Origin of the sequence: Breoghania corrubedonensis (assembly GCF_003053845.1) — a bacterium.
Taxonomy (GTDB): Bacteria; Pseudomonadota; Alphaproteobacteria; order Rhizobiales; family Stappiaceae; genus Breoghania; species Breoghania corrubedonensis.
Map to the genome: position 1 here is coordinate 924,550 of NZ_QAYG01000001.1, position 14,716 is coordinate 939,265.

At 63.4% G+C, this 14,716-nt stretch carries 13 protein-coding genes; 10 read left to right on the plus strand and 3 right to left on the minus strand.

Annotated features, from left to right (window positions below):
* Positions 1–171: 171 nt before the first annotated feature.
* The 3 genes from ubiE to C8N35_RS23565 all read left to right on the plus strand — a co-directional run bounded on the left by ubiE (position 172) and on the right by C8N35_RS23565 (position 3,330).
* Positions 172–954 carry a bifunctional demethylmenaquinone methyltransferase/2-methoxy-6-polyprenyl-1,4-benzoquinol methylase UbiE gene (gene ubiE, locus C8N35_RS04070; RefSeq protein ID WP_107988296.1) on the plus strand — a complete coding sequence of 261 codons (783 nt, stop codon included), beginning with the start codon at positions 172–174 and terminating at the stop codon, positions 952–954.
* Positions 955–2,538 (plus strand): 2-polyprenylphenol 6-hydroxylase, encoded by a 1,584-nt coding sequence (gene ubiB / locus C8N35_RS04075; protein ID WP_107988297.1) that lies wholly within the window; start codon positions 955–957, stop codon positions 2,536–2,538.
* Between the two features lie 393 nt (positions 2,539–2,931).
* Positions 2,932–3,330, plus strand: coding sequence for a hypothetical protein (locus C8N35_RS23565; protein ID WP_146177343.1), 399 nt, complete (start codon positions 2,932–2,934; stop codon positions 3,328–3,330).
* Between the two features lie 17 nt (positions 3,331–3,347).
* Here the strand turns inward: C8N35_RS23565 and C8N35_RS04080 are convergent, their stop codons facing one another.
* Positions 3,348–4,016, minus strand: coding sequence for an alpha-ketoglutarate-dependent dioxygenase AlkB family protein (locus C8N35_RS04080; RefSeq protein WP_107988298.1), 669 nt, complete (start codon positions 4,014–4,016; stop codon positions 3,348–3,350).
* A gap of 405 nt (positions 4,017–4,421) precedes the next feature.
* Between C8N35_RS04080 and dnaK the strand changes: the two genes are divergently transcribed.
* The 7 genes from dnaK to hslU all read left to right on the plus strand — a co-directional run bounded on the left by dnaK (position 4,422) and on the right by hslU (position 12,495).
* Positions 4,422–6,338, plus strand: coding sequence for a molecular chaperone DnaK (gene dnaK / locus C8N35_RS04085; RefSeq protein ID WP_107988299.1), 1,917 nt, complete (start codon positions 4,422–4,424; stop codon positions 6,336–6,338).
* 405 nt (positions 6,339–6,743) lie between these two features.
* Positions 6,744–7,883 carry a molecular chaperone DnaJ gene (gene dnaJ, locus C8N35_RS04090; RefSeq protein WP_107988300.1) on the plus strand — a complete coding sequence of 380 codons (1,140 nt, stop codon included), beginning with the start codon at positions 6,744–6,746 and terminating at the stop codon, positions 7,881–7,883.
* Positions 7,884–8,074: 191 nt separating this feature from the next.
* Positions 8,075–8,677, plus strand: coding sequence for a class I SAM-dependent methyltransferase (locus C8N35_RS04095; protein WP_107988301.1), 603 nt, complete (start codon positions 8,075–8,077; stop codon positions 8,675–8,677).
* A gap of 161 nt (positions 8,678–8,838) precedes the next feature.
* Complete coding sequence (locus C8N35_RS04100; RefSeq protein WP_107988302.1) at positions 8,839–9,423, plus strand: NADPH-dependent FMN reductase; 585 nt, start codon at positions 8,839–8,841, stop codon at positions 9,421–9,423.
* Between the two features lie 135 nt (positions 9,424–9,558).
* On the plus strand, positions 9,559–10,110 hold the full coding sequence (gene hslV, locus C8N35_RS04105) for an ATP-dependent protease subunit HslV (protein ID WP_107988303.1): 552 nt from the start codon (positions 9,559–9,561) through the stop codon (positions 10,108–10,110).
* The gene (locus tag C8N35_RS04110; protein WP_107988304.1) at positions 10,097–11,194 is read left to right on the plus strand and encodes a hypothetical protein; all 1,098 of its coding nucleotides are present in this window, start codon (positions 10,097–10,099) and stop codon (positions 11,192–11,194) included. Before hslV ends, C8N35_RS04110 begins: the two co-directional genes overlap by 14 nt.
* Positions 11,191–12,495, plus strand: a complete 1,305-nt coding sequence (hslU, locus tag C8N35_RS04115; protein ID WP_107988305.1) for an ATP-dependent protease ATPase subunit HslU — start codon at positions 11,191–11,193, stop codon at positions 12,493–12,495. The genes C8N35_RS04110 and hslU overlap by 4 nt, the downstream gene beginning before the upstream one ends.
* A gap of 40 nt (positions 12,496–12,535) precedes the next feature.
* Here the strand turns inward: hslU and C8N35_RS04120 are convergent, their stop codons facing one another.
* Both C8N35_RS04120 and C8N35_RS04125 read right to left on the minus strand, forming a co-directional pair.
* Positions 12,536–13,426: a hydroxymethylglutaryl-CoA lyase gene (locus C8N35_RS04120; RefSeq protein ID WP_107988306.1), complete on the minus strand. Its 891-nt coding sequence runs from the start codon at positions 13,424–13,426 to the stop codon at positions 12,536–12,538.
* The gene (locus C8N35_RS04125) at positions 13,423–14,700 is read right to left on the minus strand and encodes a hydroxymethylglutaryl-CoA reductase, degradative (protein WP_107988307.1); all 1,278 of its coding nucleotides are present in this window, start codon (positions 14,698–14,700) and stop codon (positions 13,423–13,425) included. The genes C8N35_RS04120 and C8N35_RS04125 overlap by 4 nt, the downstream gene beginning before the upstream one ends.
* Positions 14,701–14,716 lie beyond the last annotated feature (16 nt).

The window sequence follows — 14,716 nt, forward strand, 5'->3', positions numbered from 1 at the left end:
GGCCGGGCCGTGGCGTTTCATGCCCGCCGGCACAAAGCCGCGTTACCTGCCATAGATATGCTGCGCTGCGGCCTATATCCAAGAGCGGGCGAAGCGGCACCGTAAAAATGGGTCGGACGAAGGGCGGGGAAGCCTCTATAAGAGCCGGGCACCGAATAAGGAGTTCTTCACATGGCAGGCGACGGCAGCAGCGGCGCACGCACGGCGGAACAGGCGAGCTTCGGCTTCCGCACGGTTGCGCTCGGTGAAAAACAGGGCATGGTCGACCACGTCTTCCATCAGGTGGCGAGCCGCTACGACCTGATGAACGACCTGATGTCGGGCGGCTTGCACCGTCTTTGGAAGGACGCCATGGTTTCCTGGCTCGCCCCGCCAAGGAAATCGCGCCGCACCTGGCGCCTGCTCGATGTGGCCGGCGGCACCGGCGATATCGCGACGCGTGTCGTGGAAAGCGGTGAGCGCCTTGAGGCGACGGTGTGCGACATCAACAATTCGATGCTGACGGTGGGCCGCGACCGTGCGGCGATGCGCGGGCATGCCCACGATATCCGCTTCGCGCAGGGCAACGCCGAGAGCCTGCCCTTCCCCGACAATCATTTCGACGCCTACACGATCGCCTTCGGCATCCGCAACGTCCCGCGCATCCAGGTCGCGCTTGACGAGGCCTTCCGCGTCTTGAAGCGCGGCGGCCGATTCATGTGTCTGGAGTTCACGCAGGTCGACGTTCCGGTGCTCGACAGGATCTACGACCTTTATTCCTTCAACGTAATCCCGCGCATGGGACAGGCGGTGACGGGCGACGGCGACAGCTACCAGTATCTGGTAGAATCGATCCGCAAGTTCCCCAACCAGGCGCGCTTCGCGCACATGATCGAAAAGGCGGGCTTTTCGCGCGTCGATTACCGCAATCTGACGGGCGGCATCGCCGCGATCCACTCCGGCTGGAAGATCTAGATGCTGTCGACGGTGATCAATCTCGTCCGCCTTCTGCATGCGGGCTACGTGATGGCGCGCGAGGGCGTGTTCGGGCTGGTGGAACTGCCCGACCTGCCACCGGGCCCCCGCCTCGCCCTGCGCCTCATCCGTCTGATCGAGCGCAAGTCCGCGCGCCGGGCGGATGCGGGCGCACGCATTTCCGTCGCTTTCAACCGGCTGGGCCCCTCCTACGTGAAGATGGGCCAGTTCCTTGCGACACGGCCGGACGTGGTCGGGCGCGAGGTCGCCACCGAGCTTTCGCTGCTGCAGGACCGGCTTGAAGCCTTCCCGCGCGACGAGGCGGTTCGCATGGTCGAAGACGCGCTGGGCGCCCCGATCGACCAGCTCTTCACCGACTTCGGCGAGCCTGTCGCCGCCGCCTCCATCGCCCAGGTCCATCCGGCTTTCATCGAGGATGAGGACGGCGAGACGCACAAGGTCGCGGTGAAGGTGCTGAGGCCCGGCGTCGCCCGCCGTTTTGCCCGCGACCTGCAATCCTTCTATCTGGCAGCCCACATCATCGAACGCTTCCACGCGCCCTCGCGTCGACTGCGCCCGCTCGCCGTGGTCGACACGCTGGCGCGTTCGGTGGAGCTGGAGATGGATCTCCGGCTGGAAGCCGCGGCACTTTCGGAGATGGCGGAAAACACGGCCGACGATCCCGGCTTCCGCGTGCCGCAGGTCGACTGGACGCGCACGTCCAAGGGCGTATTGACGATGGAATGGATCGCCGGCCGCAAGCTCTCCGACGTCGACGGCATCGCGGAGGACGGGCACGATCTGGTGGCGCTGGGCGCGAATGTCATCCAGAGCTTCCTGCGCCATGCGCTGCGCGACGGCTTCTTTCATGCCGACATGCACCAGGGCAATCTCTTCGTCAGCGAGGAGGGCGACCTCGTCGCCGTCGACTTCGGCATCACCGGCCGGCTCGACAAGGCGGAGCGCCGCTTCCTGGCGGAAATCCTGTTCGGCTTCATCACCCGCGACTACATGCGCGTGGCGGAAGTGCATTTCGAGGCGGGCTACGTGCCAAAGACTCAGGATGTCGGCGTTTTCGCCCAGGCCATCCGCGCCATCGGCGAACCGATCCACGGCCACAAGGCTTCCGATATCTCCATGGCGCGCCTGCTCACCCAGCTTTTCGAGGTGACCGAGCTTTTCGCCATGACAACCCAGCCGCAGTTGATCATGCTGCAGAAAACCATGGTGGTGGTGGAGGGCGTGGCCCGCTCGCTCGATCCCGGCCTCGACATGTGGAAGACGGCGGAACCGGTGGTGCGCACCTGGATCGAGCGCAATCTCGGCCCCGCCGGACGCATTCAGGATGCGGGCGAGAGCCTCGCGACGCTTGTGCGGCTTGCCGGCGAACTCCCCATGCTCGCCAAGCGCGCGGAACGCATCGTGGAAGAGATCGATACGATGACGACGCGCGGCGTAAAGGTCGAGCCCGACATGATGGAGGCCTGGGCGCGCGCGCGCTCCAGGAGCAACCGGCTCGGTGCTGTCGCGATGTGGGTCATCGCCGTGGCGCTGGTCGCGATCGTATTCGAGGGGTGGTGGTAGGGGAGCGCACCGCTTGGAACTACACGGAGATCTCGCCAACCTTGTATGTTAGTTAATTCCTGACGTAATCGAATCTTGGTTGGACGGTAGCAGAGGGAGGGGGGCACGCATGACGCTGAAGCAAATTTGGGACGGGCTTATCAAGCTAAATACCATTTTTGCGCTGGCTAGCAATATCTATACAGTCGTACCAACTGCTATCCTCTTTAGTATATTTGTAACTTCTATAACTAAATTAAATGGAATTACGGGAAATTTTGGATTTTCTGGCTATGTAATCATATTCTTGATTATATTATTACTTTTAATAACGACATTCGAGAAAATAAGAAAGCTATCTCCAAAGCGTAATAATGTTTCGAAATATGACTTAGGACCATTTTTTCAGTAAAATTGAAACCAGAAAAAATAAATTTTGATGTGGCAATTCTCATTTTTTCTGGAATATCAATAATAGATACTAGTGCAGCAAAGCGTCTACTGCAAAAAATCTATGAGAACAATATTCCCGTATATGGATCCATATTTTCTATGCCAGAAAATTTAGTCGATCATTGGGTTGAAGTTGACTTTGGACCTGAGCATAGGATACCGAACGACAAAATTACTGAATTAAAAATAACAGCAATGCCAAGAGAGTATTCGTCTGCAGCAATTTATGGGTCTCTATATTTTGAGGACCAAGAAAAGAAAAAATATGGAAGGCTAACTGTAAATATATATGACATACTAGTTATTTATGATTTTAATTTTTCAATGCTAAAGAAAGATTATCCAGATTTTTTTAGCTAATTATCGTTTTTTTATAGTTACACAGGCACTTTCCTCACCCGCCTCAACGTCAGATTGATCCGCCCGCCGTCTTTCAGCAGAGTCGAGGTTCCCGGATAGATCCGGTCCACCCCGTGAAAGACCGTTCGCGCCTCGCCTGCCAACAGCACGATGTCGCCCGAGGCGAGCTTGAACGAGGATGTCGGGTCCTTGCGCACCTGCCCGCCGACGCGGAAGCGGCAGGTGTCGCCCAGCGAGACCGAGAAGACGGGGGCCGAGAAATCCTCCTCATCCTCGTCGCGATGAAGGCCCATGCGGGCCGTCTCCTCGTAAAAATTGATGAGGCAGGCCTCGGGCTCCGCCGGAAAACCGGAAATCTCCGCCCACAGATCGAGCAGCATTTGCGGAATGGCGGGCCATGGCTTGCCCGTTACCGGATGGGCGGACTGATAGCGATAGCCCGCCTCGTCCGCGACCCAGCCCAGTGACCCGCAGTTCGACATTTTCACGCTGAGCGGCTTGCCGGTGCGCGGCATCACCGGCTGAAAGAGCGGGGCGGCGCGCACCACGGCGCGGATTTCCGCCAGAAGCGCCTCCTGAGCGGAGCGGTCGAGCCGACCGGGAAGATAACGAAAGCCCGGCGGCGGACCTTTCCCCGCGCCAGATGACGGATCGGCGGTACGGTCTGATGCGGGACGGGATGACATGGCTCGACAAGCTCTTTCATTGGTCCAGGCGGTATTGCAAACTCTTCCACAGCTAGGGGGCATCGCGGGCGAGGTCCAGTCTCGGGGCCTTGCGGCGGCGCGCAGCGTGTTCGACAGACGCCTTACTTCCCGCCCTGTGCAAGGCTGCGCAAACGCGCCCGGCCAAAAGGCGGGCAACGAAGGCGGCGACGTGCCTTGCAGGCATCCAAAACGCCTCTTATATAGCGCTCAGCAGGAGTTCGCCGGGGATCGATACCCGGTTCGCTTCGAACGGTCATCAACAACGGTCTAGGGCCGGCCGACTTCGCGTCCGCTGGCCAGGTCAGATGGGAACCGGCCGGGTTTTGACCCCGGCTTTGCCGGATGCCGTATGGGTCCGGGCGGTTTGCCGAAAGGAGACAGACTATGGGTAAGGTCATTGGCATTGACCTCGGCACGACCAACTCGTGCGTCGCCGTCATGGACGGCAAGAATCCGAAAGTGATCGAGAACGCGGAAGGCGCGCGCACCACGCCCTCCATCGTCGCCTTCACCGATGACGGCGAGCGTCTCGTCGGCCAGCCGGCCAAGCGCCAGGCGGTGACGAACCCCTCCAACACGCTTTTCGCAGTCAAGCGGCTCATTGGCCGGCGCTACGACGACCCGACGGTCGGCAAGGACAAGGATCTTGTGCCTTACACGATCGTCAAGGGTGGTAATGGCGACGCCTGGGTCGAGGCGGCGGGCGAAAAGTACTCCCCCTCGCAGGTTTCCGCCTTCACGCTGCAGAAGATGAAGGAAACGGCCGAGAGCTATCTGGGCGAGAAGGTCGAGCAGGCGGTCATCACCGTGCCGGCCTACTTCAACGATGCCCAGCGCCAGGCGACCAAGGACGCCGGCAAGATCGCCGGTCTGGAAGTCCTGCGCATCATCAACGAGCCGACGGCTGCTGCCCTTGCCTACGGCCTCGACAAGAACGACGGCAAGACCATTGCGGTCTATGACCTTGGCGGCGGCACGTTCGACGTCTCCATTCTGGAGATCGGCGACGGTGTCTTCGAGGTGAAGTCGACGAACGGCGACACCTTCCTCGGCGGTGAGGATTTCGACATGCGCCTCGTCGACTATCTCGCCGCGGAGTTCAAGAAGGATCAGGGGATCGATCTCAAGGGCGACAAGCTCGCCCTGCAGCGTCTGAAGGAAGCGGCCGAGAAGGCCAAGATCGAGCTGTCCTCCTCGACGCAGACCGAGGTCAACCTGCCCTTCATCACGGCGGACGCCTCCGGCCCGAAGCACCTGACCATGAAGCTCACCCGCTCCAAGTTCGAGGCGCTGGTGGAGGATCTGGTCCAGAAGACCATGGCGCCGTGCAAGGCGGCGCTGAAGGACGCGGGTCTGTCGGTCGGCCAGATCGACGAGGTGGTCCTCGTCGGCGGCATGACGCGCATGCCCAAGATCCAGGAAGTGGTGAAGAACTTCTTCGGCAAGGAGCCGCACAAGGGCGTGAACCCGGATGAGGTCGTTGCCATGGGCGCGGCCATTCAGGCCGGCGTGCTGCAGGGCGACGTCAAGGACGTGCTGCTGCTCGACGTGACGCCTCTGTCGCTGGGCATCGAGACGCTGGGTGGCGTGTTCACCCGCCTGATCGACCGCAACACGACAATCCCGTCGAAGAAGTCGAACACCTTCTCCACCGCCGAGGACAGCCAGAACGCGGTTACCATCCGCGTCTTCCAGGGCGAACGCGAGATGGCGGCCGACAACAAGATGCTCGGTCAGTTCGACCTGGTCGGCATCCCGCCGGCTCCGCGTGGCGTGCCGCAGATCGAGGTCACCTTCGACATCGACGCCAACGGCATCGTCAACGTGTCGGCCCGCGACAAGGGCACCGGCAAGGAGCAGCAGATCCGCATCCAGGCCTCCGGTGGCCTGTCCGACGCCGACATCGAGCAGATGGTGAAGGACGCCGAGGCGCACGCCGAGGAAGACAAGAAGCGCAAGGAACTGGTCGAGGCCAAGAACCAGGCGGAAGCGCTGATCCACTCCACGGAGAAGACGCTGTCCGAGCATGGCGACAAGGTTTCCGAAGCTGACAAGTCGACCATCGAGGCAGCACTTGCCGAGCTGAAGAGCGCCAACGAGGGCGAGGACGGCGAGGCCATCAAGGCCGCGTCGCAGAAGCTCGCCGAGGCGTCCATGAAGCTGGGCGAGGCGATGTACCAGGCGCAGCAGGCCGAGGGCGAGGATGCCGGCGAAGCCGGTGAGAGCGCCTCTGGCGAAGCCGCCGACGACGTGGTCGACGCCGACTTCGAGGAAGTCGACGACGACAAGAAGTCGGCGTAATCGGGTCGCCGATTGAAATCGCGAAAGCCGGTGCAGCGCGCCGGCTTTCGCATAATTGGCGTTACGGAGCGCGAGCCGCCGGTCCTGATGGCTCCGGCAGGAAAATCGCGCCGATATTCGAATGAGCAAATGGGAAGGATCCGCCGAACCGATATCGGCCGGACTTCTCGCTCCGGGGGCCTCAGGTGAAGCGCGGAACTCTCCGCCCCGGTCGGGCCTGCGGATCGGCGGTACGCGGACGTTCCACCGTGATCCTGCCGCTTTCTCGAATTGATAGCGCCCCGCGAATGTGAGCCTACTGCGTTGTGACGCCCGCGACGGCGAACGCGCACCGATCGCTCCGGCTTCCGGGGGCTTGCTTACTGGGTCCGGTTACCGGCCCCGTCGTTGAGGTATGGACAGCCAATGGCCAAGCTGGACTATTACGAGGTTCTGGGTGTTACCCGCGAGGCGGACGACAAGACGCTGAAGAGCGCGTTCCGCAAGCTCGCGATGAAATTCCACCCCGACCGCAATCCCGGCGATTCGGACGCGGAAGCGAAGTTCAAGGAAATCAGCGAAGCCTACGACGTCCTGAAGGACGCGGAACGGCGCGCGGCCTACGACCGCTTCGGCCATGCGGCCTTCGAGAACGGCGGCATGGGCGGCCAGCGCGGCTTCTCCGGCGATTTCGCTTCCACCATGTCCGATATCTTCGACGAATTTTTCGGCGGCATGGGCGGCGGCGGCGGGCGTCGCCAAGGAAGCGGCGGCCGTGAGCGCGGGGCGGACCTGCGCTACAACATGGATATCGATCTGGAGGAGGCCTACACTGGCAAGACGGTGGAGATCGAGGTTCCCTCCTCCATCGTCTGCGAGACCTGCACCGGCACGGGCGCCAAGCCCGGGTCGAGCCCCACTACCTGCCGCACCTGCGGCGGCGCCGGCCGGGTTCGCGCCAGCCAGGGCTTCTTCACGCTGGAGCGCACCTGTCCGCACTGCCAGGGCCGCGGCGAGATCATTGCCGACCCCTGTCCCGACTGCTCCGGCAGCGGCCGGCGGGTGGAAGAACGCACGCTTTCGGTCAACATTCCGGCCGGCATCGAGGACGGCACCCGCATCCGGCTTGCCGGCGAGGGCGAGGCGGGCCTGCGCGGCGGGCCTTCTGGCGATCTCTACATCTTCCTGTCGATCCGGCCGCATGCCTTCTTCCAGCGCGACGGCGCAGATCTCTTCTGCCGTGCGCCCATCTCGATGACGACGGCAGCACTCGGCGGCCAGTTCGAGGTGCCAACGGTGGACGGCGGCAAGACGCGGGTCAAGGTTCCCGAAGGCACCCAGACCGGCAAGCAGTTCCGCCTCAAGGGCAAGGGCATGCCGGTCATGCGCTCGACCCAGTTCGGCGACATGTACATCCAGGTGACGGTGGAAACGCCGCAGAACCTGACCAAGCGCCAGCGCGAGCTGTTGCAGGAATTCGAGGAAAACTCGTCCCACGAGAACAATCCTGAATCGACGGGATTCTTCGCCCGCGTGAAGGATTTCATCGACAATCTTGGAAGCTGAGCGGGACGTCGGCGCGGATCATTTTGGCGAGGCGAGTTTTGCGGAGGCGCATTTGGCCTTAGATTTGCCATTGCCTGCCCACAGGTTGACGCGCCGCCTGAGTGCATGCTCCGGTCGCAATTGAAGAAGTCCGGCCGGAAGGCTTCGCGTCCGGACACAGAAGAACAGCAATCATCATCCGGGAGACCTCGATGAATCACCCCGTCGCGGTTCGGGCCAAGCGTTTTTCCTCCAAGATCCTGGACGAGGCGCGGTTCATTAGAAGCTGGGTTGAAAACCCTATGAAGACAGGGGCCGTCAGCCCCTCCGGGCCGGCGCTTTCGAAGCTCATGGCGAGCCAGGCGGAACCCGAGCGCAAGGGCCCCATTCTTGAACTGGGGCCCGGTACGGGCGTCGTCACCAAGGCGCTTGTCGATCGCGGCATTGATCAGAACCGTCTGGTCGCGCTTGAATACAACCCCGACTTCTGCCTGTTGCTGCATCGTCGCTTTCCCGCGCTGGCGGTCGTGCAGGGGGATGCCTATGCGCTCAGTGAAACACTCAAGGGAACCGAGGCGGGTTCTCTCGCCAGCATCGTTTCCTCCCTGCCGCTCTTCTCCCGCCCCCCGGCCGAGCGCCGCGAGCTGCTGATCGAGGCCCTCGACCTGCTGGAGCCCGGCGCGCCCTTCATCCAATTCTCCTATGCCCTCGTACCGCCGGTTCCTGCCGAACCCGGTCTCTTCACCGTGTCGCGCTCGCCCTGGGTGCTGATGAACCTGCCGCCCGCGCGCGTCTGGGTCTACCGCAAGGCGTGAAAGCCTGCGAGTGCGTGCATGAACCGCAACAAGCCTCGCCCAACCGGTCATTGATACCCTGCCCGACTTGCCTTAGTTGAGAGCAATGGCAGGAGATGACCGGATGTGCGCAGCCCCTTTTCAGCACAGCTTGGCCATGTCTCGCGCAGAAGGATACTTTCATGCGCCATCCAAGGATTCTCGTGTTCGCTGGTTCCACGCGCGGCGGGTCGATCAACGCGCGGCTGGCGGCGGCTGCGGTGAAGGAACTGGCGCTGGCGGATGCCGAGGTCACACGGATCTCGCTCGCGGACTATCCCCTGCCGATCTACAACGGCGATCTTGAGGACGAGCACGGCGTGCCGGAGCCGGCGAAACGGCTTGTGCGACATTTTCTTTCCCATCACGGCATTCTCGTCGTGACGCCGGAATACAATGCCTCCATCCCCGCACTGCTCAAGAACACGCTTGACTGGATGAGCCGGCGCGGCGCCGCAGGCCAGCCCTACGAGAGCCCGTTCCGCAATCGGGTCTTTGCGATTTCAGCGGCGACGAACGGACAGTTCGGCGGCATTCGCGCCTTGATGGCGCTGCGCCCGATACTTGAGCTGGGGCTCGGCGCCACGGTCATTCCCGAACAGCTCGCACTCGCACGCGCCGAAAACGGGTTCGGTGAGAACGGTTCGCTCCTTGACGAACACGACGCTGGCAGCCTGCGCCGGGTCACCACCCGGCTTATCGAAGAGGCCGTGCGCTACACGCTTTAGGCAGTCTCACGCCCGCGAGAGGTTGGAACCGGGCTTCTTCGCGCATACATACAAGGGCCATCCCTTTCAACGCGCGGAGGGTGCGCGGCCGGTCCGCGGCGCCCCGCGCCACCCGGAAACGAGCGGAGCTGAAGAATGAGCGACTTCGAGGTCTGGCACGGCACGACCATCGTCACGGTGCGCAAGGGCGGCAAGGTCGTCATCGCCGGCGACGGACAGGTCTCGCTTGGCCAGACGGTGATCAAATCCACCGCCCGCAAGGTCCGCCCGCTCGCCAAGGGCAACGTGATCGCGGGTTTTGCGGGTGCCACCGCAGATGCCTTCACGCTGCTGGAGCGGCTGGAATCGAAGCTGGAGCAGTATCCCGACCAACTGATGCGCGCCTGCGTTGAGCTTGCCAAGGACTGGCGCACCGACCGTTACCTGCGCAAGCTGGAAGCGATGATGCTGGTCGCCGATCCGAGCCATTCGCTGGTGCTGACCGGCACCGGCGACGTACTGGAGCCGGAAGGCGGCGTCGCGGGCATCGGCTCGGGCGGCAACTATGCGCTGGCGGCCGCGCGTGCGCTGATGGATACGGACATGGACGCAGAGGCGATCGCCCGCAAGGCGATGGCGATCGCCGCCGATATCTGTATCTACACCAACGGCAACGTGGTGGTGGAGAGCCTGGATGCTGGATCGTGAGGAACTGCAGAGCGCGGTCGACGCCGGGCTGCTGACGCCGATCCAGGCGGATGCGCTGGTGGCCCACTACGCGCGCACCGACGAGACCTCCGCCGACCGCGAGGAGGTGCGCTTCGCGCGCGGCTTCCACGACGTGTTTATCTCGATCGGACTTGTGATCTTCTTCGTCGGTCTGTTCCTCGGCATCCCGAGCCTGCTGTCCTTTGGTCAGCCGAAGACCCTTGCCACCTATGGCCCGGCTACGGTGATTGCGTGGCTCCTGGCCGAATGGCTGGCCGGACGGCGCAAGCTTGCCCTGCCAGCGATCCTACTGTCCGTTCTCTTCACATGGTTCTTCGCCGTCACGGCAACGGCGATCTATGGACATGTCGGCGGCAGGGTCGTAATGACCAGTGACATCGGCAATCCGCTCTTTGGACCATTCGGGTTCGATTGGGGCGCGCATGATAAGGTCCCGCTGGTGTTCGGTCTTGCGGCCTTTTTCGGTGGCGCCCTCTATTACGGACGCTTCAAGGTGCCGATCGCACTGAGCGGCCTGGTCGCCGGTGCCCTAGTGACGCTTGCAGCGCTGATCGAGACGGCTTCCCCCGGGCTGGTGCTGCGCCACGTCGCGCCCTTCCTGCTCGCCGCCGGTCTCATCTGCTTCGCGCTCGCCATGTATTTCGACGCGCGCGATCTGGCGCGTACGACGCTCAACACCGACAAGGCCTTCTGGCTGCATCTGATGGCAGCCCCGCTGATCATGCACTCGGTGCTGGCGATGATCCGCAGCGACACCGGCACCACGGGCGAGGCCGTCGCGATCATTGCCGTGGTTCTGGTGCTGGGCATCGTGGCGCTCGTTGTCGACCGGCGTGCTCTGCTCGTCTCCGGCCTCGTCTATCTGGGCGTTGCCATCTTCAACCTGCTGAAATCGAGCAATGTGGACGGCCAGACCGGCATCGCCGCCTCGCTCCTCATTCTCGGCCTGTTCATTCTCACCCTCGGGTCCGGCTGGACCTCCGTGCGCCGCCTCGTGCTGGCGCCGTTTTCCGGGTCCAGGCTCTTCGACTACGTCCCTCCCATCAGGACACGCGTACAATGACCGACTTTTCTCCCCGGGAAATCGTCTCGGAACTCGACCGCTTCATCATCGGCCAGAAGGACGCCAAGCGCGCCGTGGCCATCGCGCTTCGCAACCGCTGGCGCCGCCAGCAGCTGAAGGGCGACATGCGCGATGAGGTGCTGCCCAAGAACATCCTGATGATCGGGCCGACCGGCGTCGGCAAGACGGAGATCTCCCGCCGCCTCGCCAAGCTCGCCAACGCGCCCTTCATCAAGGTGGAGGCGACCAAGTTCACCGAGGTCGGCTACGTCGGGCGCGATGTCGAACAGATCATCCGCGATCTGGTGGAATCCGGCATCACGCTGGTCAGGACGGAAAAGCGCAAGTCCGTGAAAGCAAAGGCGCAGGAGCAGGCCGAAGAGCGCGTGCTTGACGCCCTCGTCGGCCCCGCCGCGTCCCCGGCGACCCGCACGAGCTTCAAAAAGCGCCTGCACGACGGGGAGCTGGACGACAAGGAAATCGAGATCGAGGTGACCGCCCAGCCTTCCATGCCGACATTCGACATGCCCGGCATGGGCGGCGGTTCGGTCGGCGTGATGAACCTGTCCGACGTGCTCGGCAAGGCCTTCGGTGGCGCCAAGAAGACCAAGCGCGTCACCGTCGCCGACAGCTACGAATTCCTGATCAACGAGGAAAGCGACAAGCTTCTCGACGAGGATCAGGTGGTGCAGGAGGCGATCCGGCTGGTGGAAGAGAACGGTATCGTCTTTCTCGACGAGATCGACAAGATCTGCGCCCGCGAGAGCCGTGGCGGCGCGGACGTCAGCCGCGAGGGCGTGCAGCGCGATCTCCTGCCGCTGATCGAAGGCACCACCGTTTCCACCAAGCACGGCTCGGTGAAGACGGACCATATCCTGTTCATCGCGTCGGGCGCGTTCCATGTGGCCAAGCCCTCGGACCTGCTGCCGGAGCTTCAGGGCCGTCTGCCGATCCGGGTGGAACTGAAGGCGCTGACCCGCGATGATTTCCGCGCGATCCTCACCGACACCGAGGCGAGCCTGATCAAGCAGTACGTGGCGCTGATGGCGACGGAGGAGGTGACGCTGGAGATCACCGACGACGCCATCGACGAGATCGCCTCGATCGCGGTTGAGATCAATTCCTCCATCGAGAACATCGGCGCGCGGCGTCTGCAGACGGTGATGGAGCGCATCCTCGACGACATTTCCTACACCGCGCCGGATCGCGGCGGCGAGACCTTCGTGGTCGACGGCGCCTATGTACGCGATAATCTCGGCGACATAGCCCGCAACGCCGATCTGTCACGGTTCATCCTGTAGGAGCCGGCAAAAAGGTGCGGCTGAACCGGGAATTCGCGCTTCAGCCGCGCCGCGCCTTGAAGACACGGCTCACCGGCGCGATGCCCATCGTATCGCCGCAATAGGCGGCGGCATCGAGCAGCCCATCGAGATCGATGCCGGTCTCGATCCCCTGGCCGTGCAGCAGGTAGACGATATCCTCGCTGGCGACGTTGCCGGTGGCGCCGGGTGCGAACGGGCAGCCGCCGAGACCGCCGACCGCCGCATCGACCGTGCGCACGCCGAGCCGCACCGCCTCCCAGACGTTCGCAACCCCCATGCCGTAGGTGTCGTGGAAATGGGCGGCAAGCGCCTCTATCGGCACATGGGCGGCAACCGCCTCGATGACCGCGGCGATCCGGCACGGAGTTGCGCGGCCCAGCGTCTCGCCAAGCGAGATCTCGCCGCAGCCCATCTCCATCAGCGACCTTGCCACCGGCACGACCGCCTCGGGCGCGACCTCACCCGAATAGGGACAATCGGTAATCGTAGAGATGTAGCCGCGAACCGCGACGCCCGCCGCGCGCGCCGTCTCCACCAACGGGGCGAAGCGCTCCAGCGAGGCGGCGATGGTGCAGCCGATGTTCTTTTGCGCAAAGGCATCGCTCGCCGCAGTGAACACGGCAATCGTGCGCGCGCCGTGCGCGATGACCTGTTCGAGCCCGCGGGCATTGGCAATGAGCACCATGTCACCGGGTTCGGCCCGCGACCCGACCGCGTCCATCACCTCCCCCGTATCCGCCATGCGCGGCACATGCTTGGGTGAGACGAAGGAGCCGACCTCCATCCGTTTCACGCCCGCCTTGCGCAGGCGTTCGATCAGGCCGATGCGGGCGGCGGTCGCGATCGGATGCTTGCAGGCCTGGAGGCCGTCCCGGGGGCCGACCTCCACCAGCGTGACGGATCCGGTCACTTGCCCGCCCTGATGCGCGCGAGGATTTCTTCCGCCAGATCCTGGCGGACCTTGCCGAGCGCCTTCAGCTCGGAGGCGACGAGGTCGATCTCCACGCCGACAGCACCCACCATCAGCGCCACATTCTGCGCGTGCAGCGCCATGTGGCCCTTCTGGATGCCGGTCGTCGCCAGCGCCCGCATGGCGCCGAAATTCTGCGCAAGGCCGACCGAAACGATGATGCGGGCAAGCGCATCCGCCGTCTTCACGCCGAGGATTTCCAGGTTCGCCTGCGCGGTCGGGTGGATCTTGGTCGCCCCGCCGATGAGGCCCACGGCCATCGGCATTTCCAGGATACCGACGAGGTTGCCGTCGCCGTCCGTTTCCCAGCGCGACATGGAGCGATACCAGCCGTCACGCGCCGCATACGCGTGGGCGCCGGCCTCGATGGCGCGAGTGTCGTTGCCGGTCGCCAGAACCACGGCCGAAACGCCGTTCATGATGCCCTTGTTGTGGGTGGCGGCGCGATAGGGATCGGCGTCCGCGAAGTGATAGGCTGACAGCATGTCGTCACGCACCTCTTCCCCGCCGATCTCGGAAACCGGCCAGACGGCGCGGGCGCGCACGACGCGGCGGTCGGCGAGGTTGGTCAGGATACGCAGCAGCGAACGCGCGCCCGTCCACTCGGATAGCTTCGGCGCCAGCGCCTCGGCCATGGAGTTGACGGCGTTGGCGCCCATGGCATCGCGGGTATCGACGATAATGTGGACGATGGTCATCGGCCCTTCGTCGGTGTCGATCACGCGCACATCGATGTCCCGGAAGCCGCCGCCGAACTTCACAAGCAGTGGATCGGTCTCGTCACAGATGGTGCGGATCTCGTCGATGCGCTCGTAGACCTTGAGCCGGACGTTCATCGGATCGGAGGCGCCGAGCAACTGGATCTGCGCGGCCATGACCGGGCCGGAGGTGGAGGTGACAAAGCCCCCGGTCGACCGGCAGCGCTTGGCGGAGTTGCATACGGCGGCGATGACGGAGGATTCCTCCGTCGCCATCGGCACCAGCACCTCGCGCCCGTCCACCACCATGTTGGTGGCGATGCCGACGGGAATGGCCATGGTGGAGATGGCGTTTTCCACCAGTCGGTCGGCGAGTTCGATCTGGCCTTCTGCAGCTGTCGCAAGGGCGTCGATCGCGGAATTGCCGAGCCCGGCCTGCCGGGAAACGGCCTGAAGGCGCTCGGCCGGGGTCATCTTGTGGAGGCCTTCGATACGGGACGATCGCGCGTCGCTCATCGTGTGTCTTTCCGCT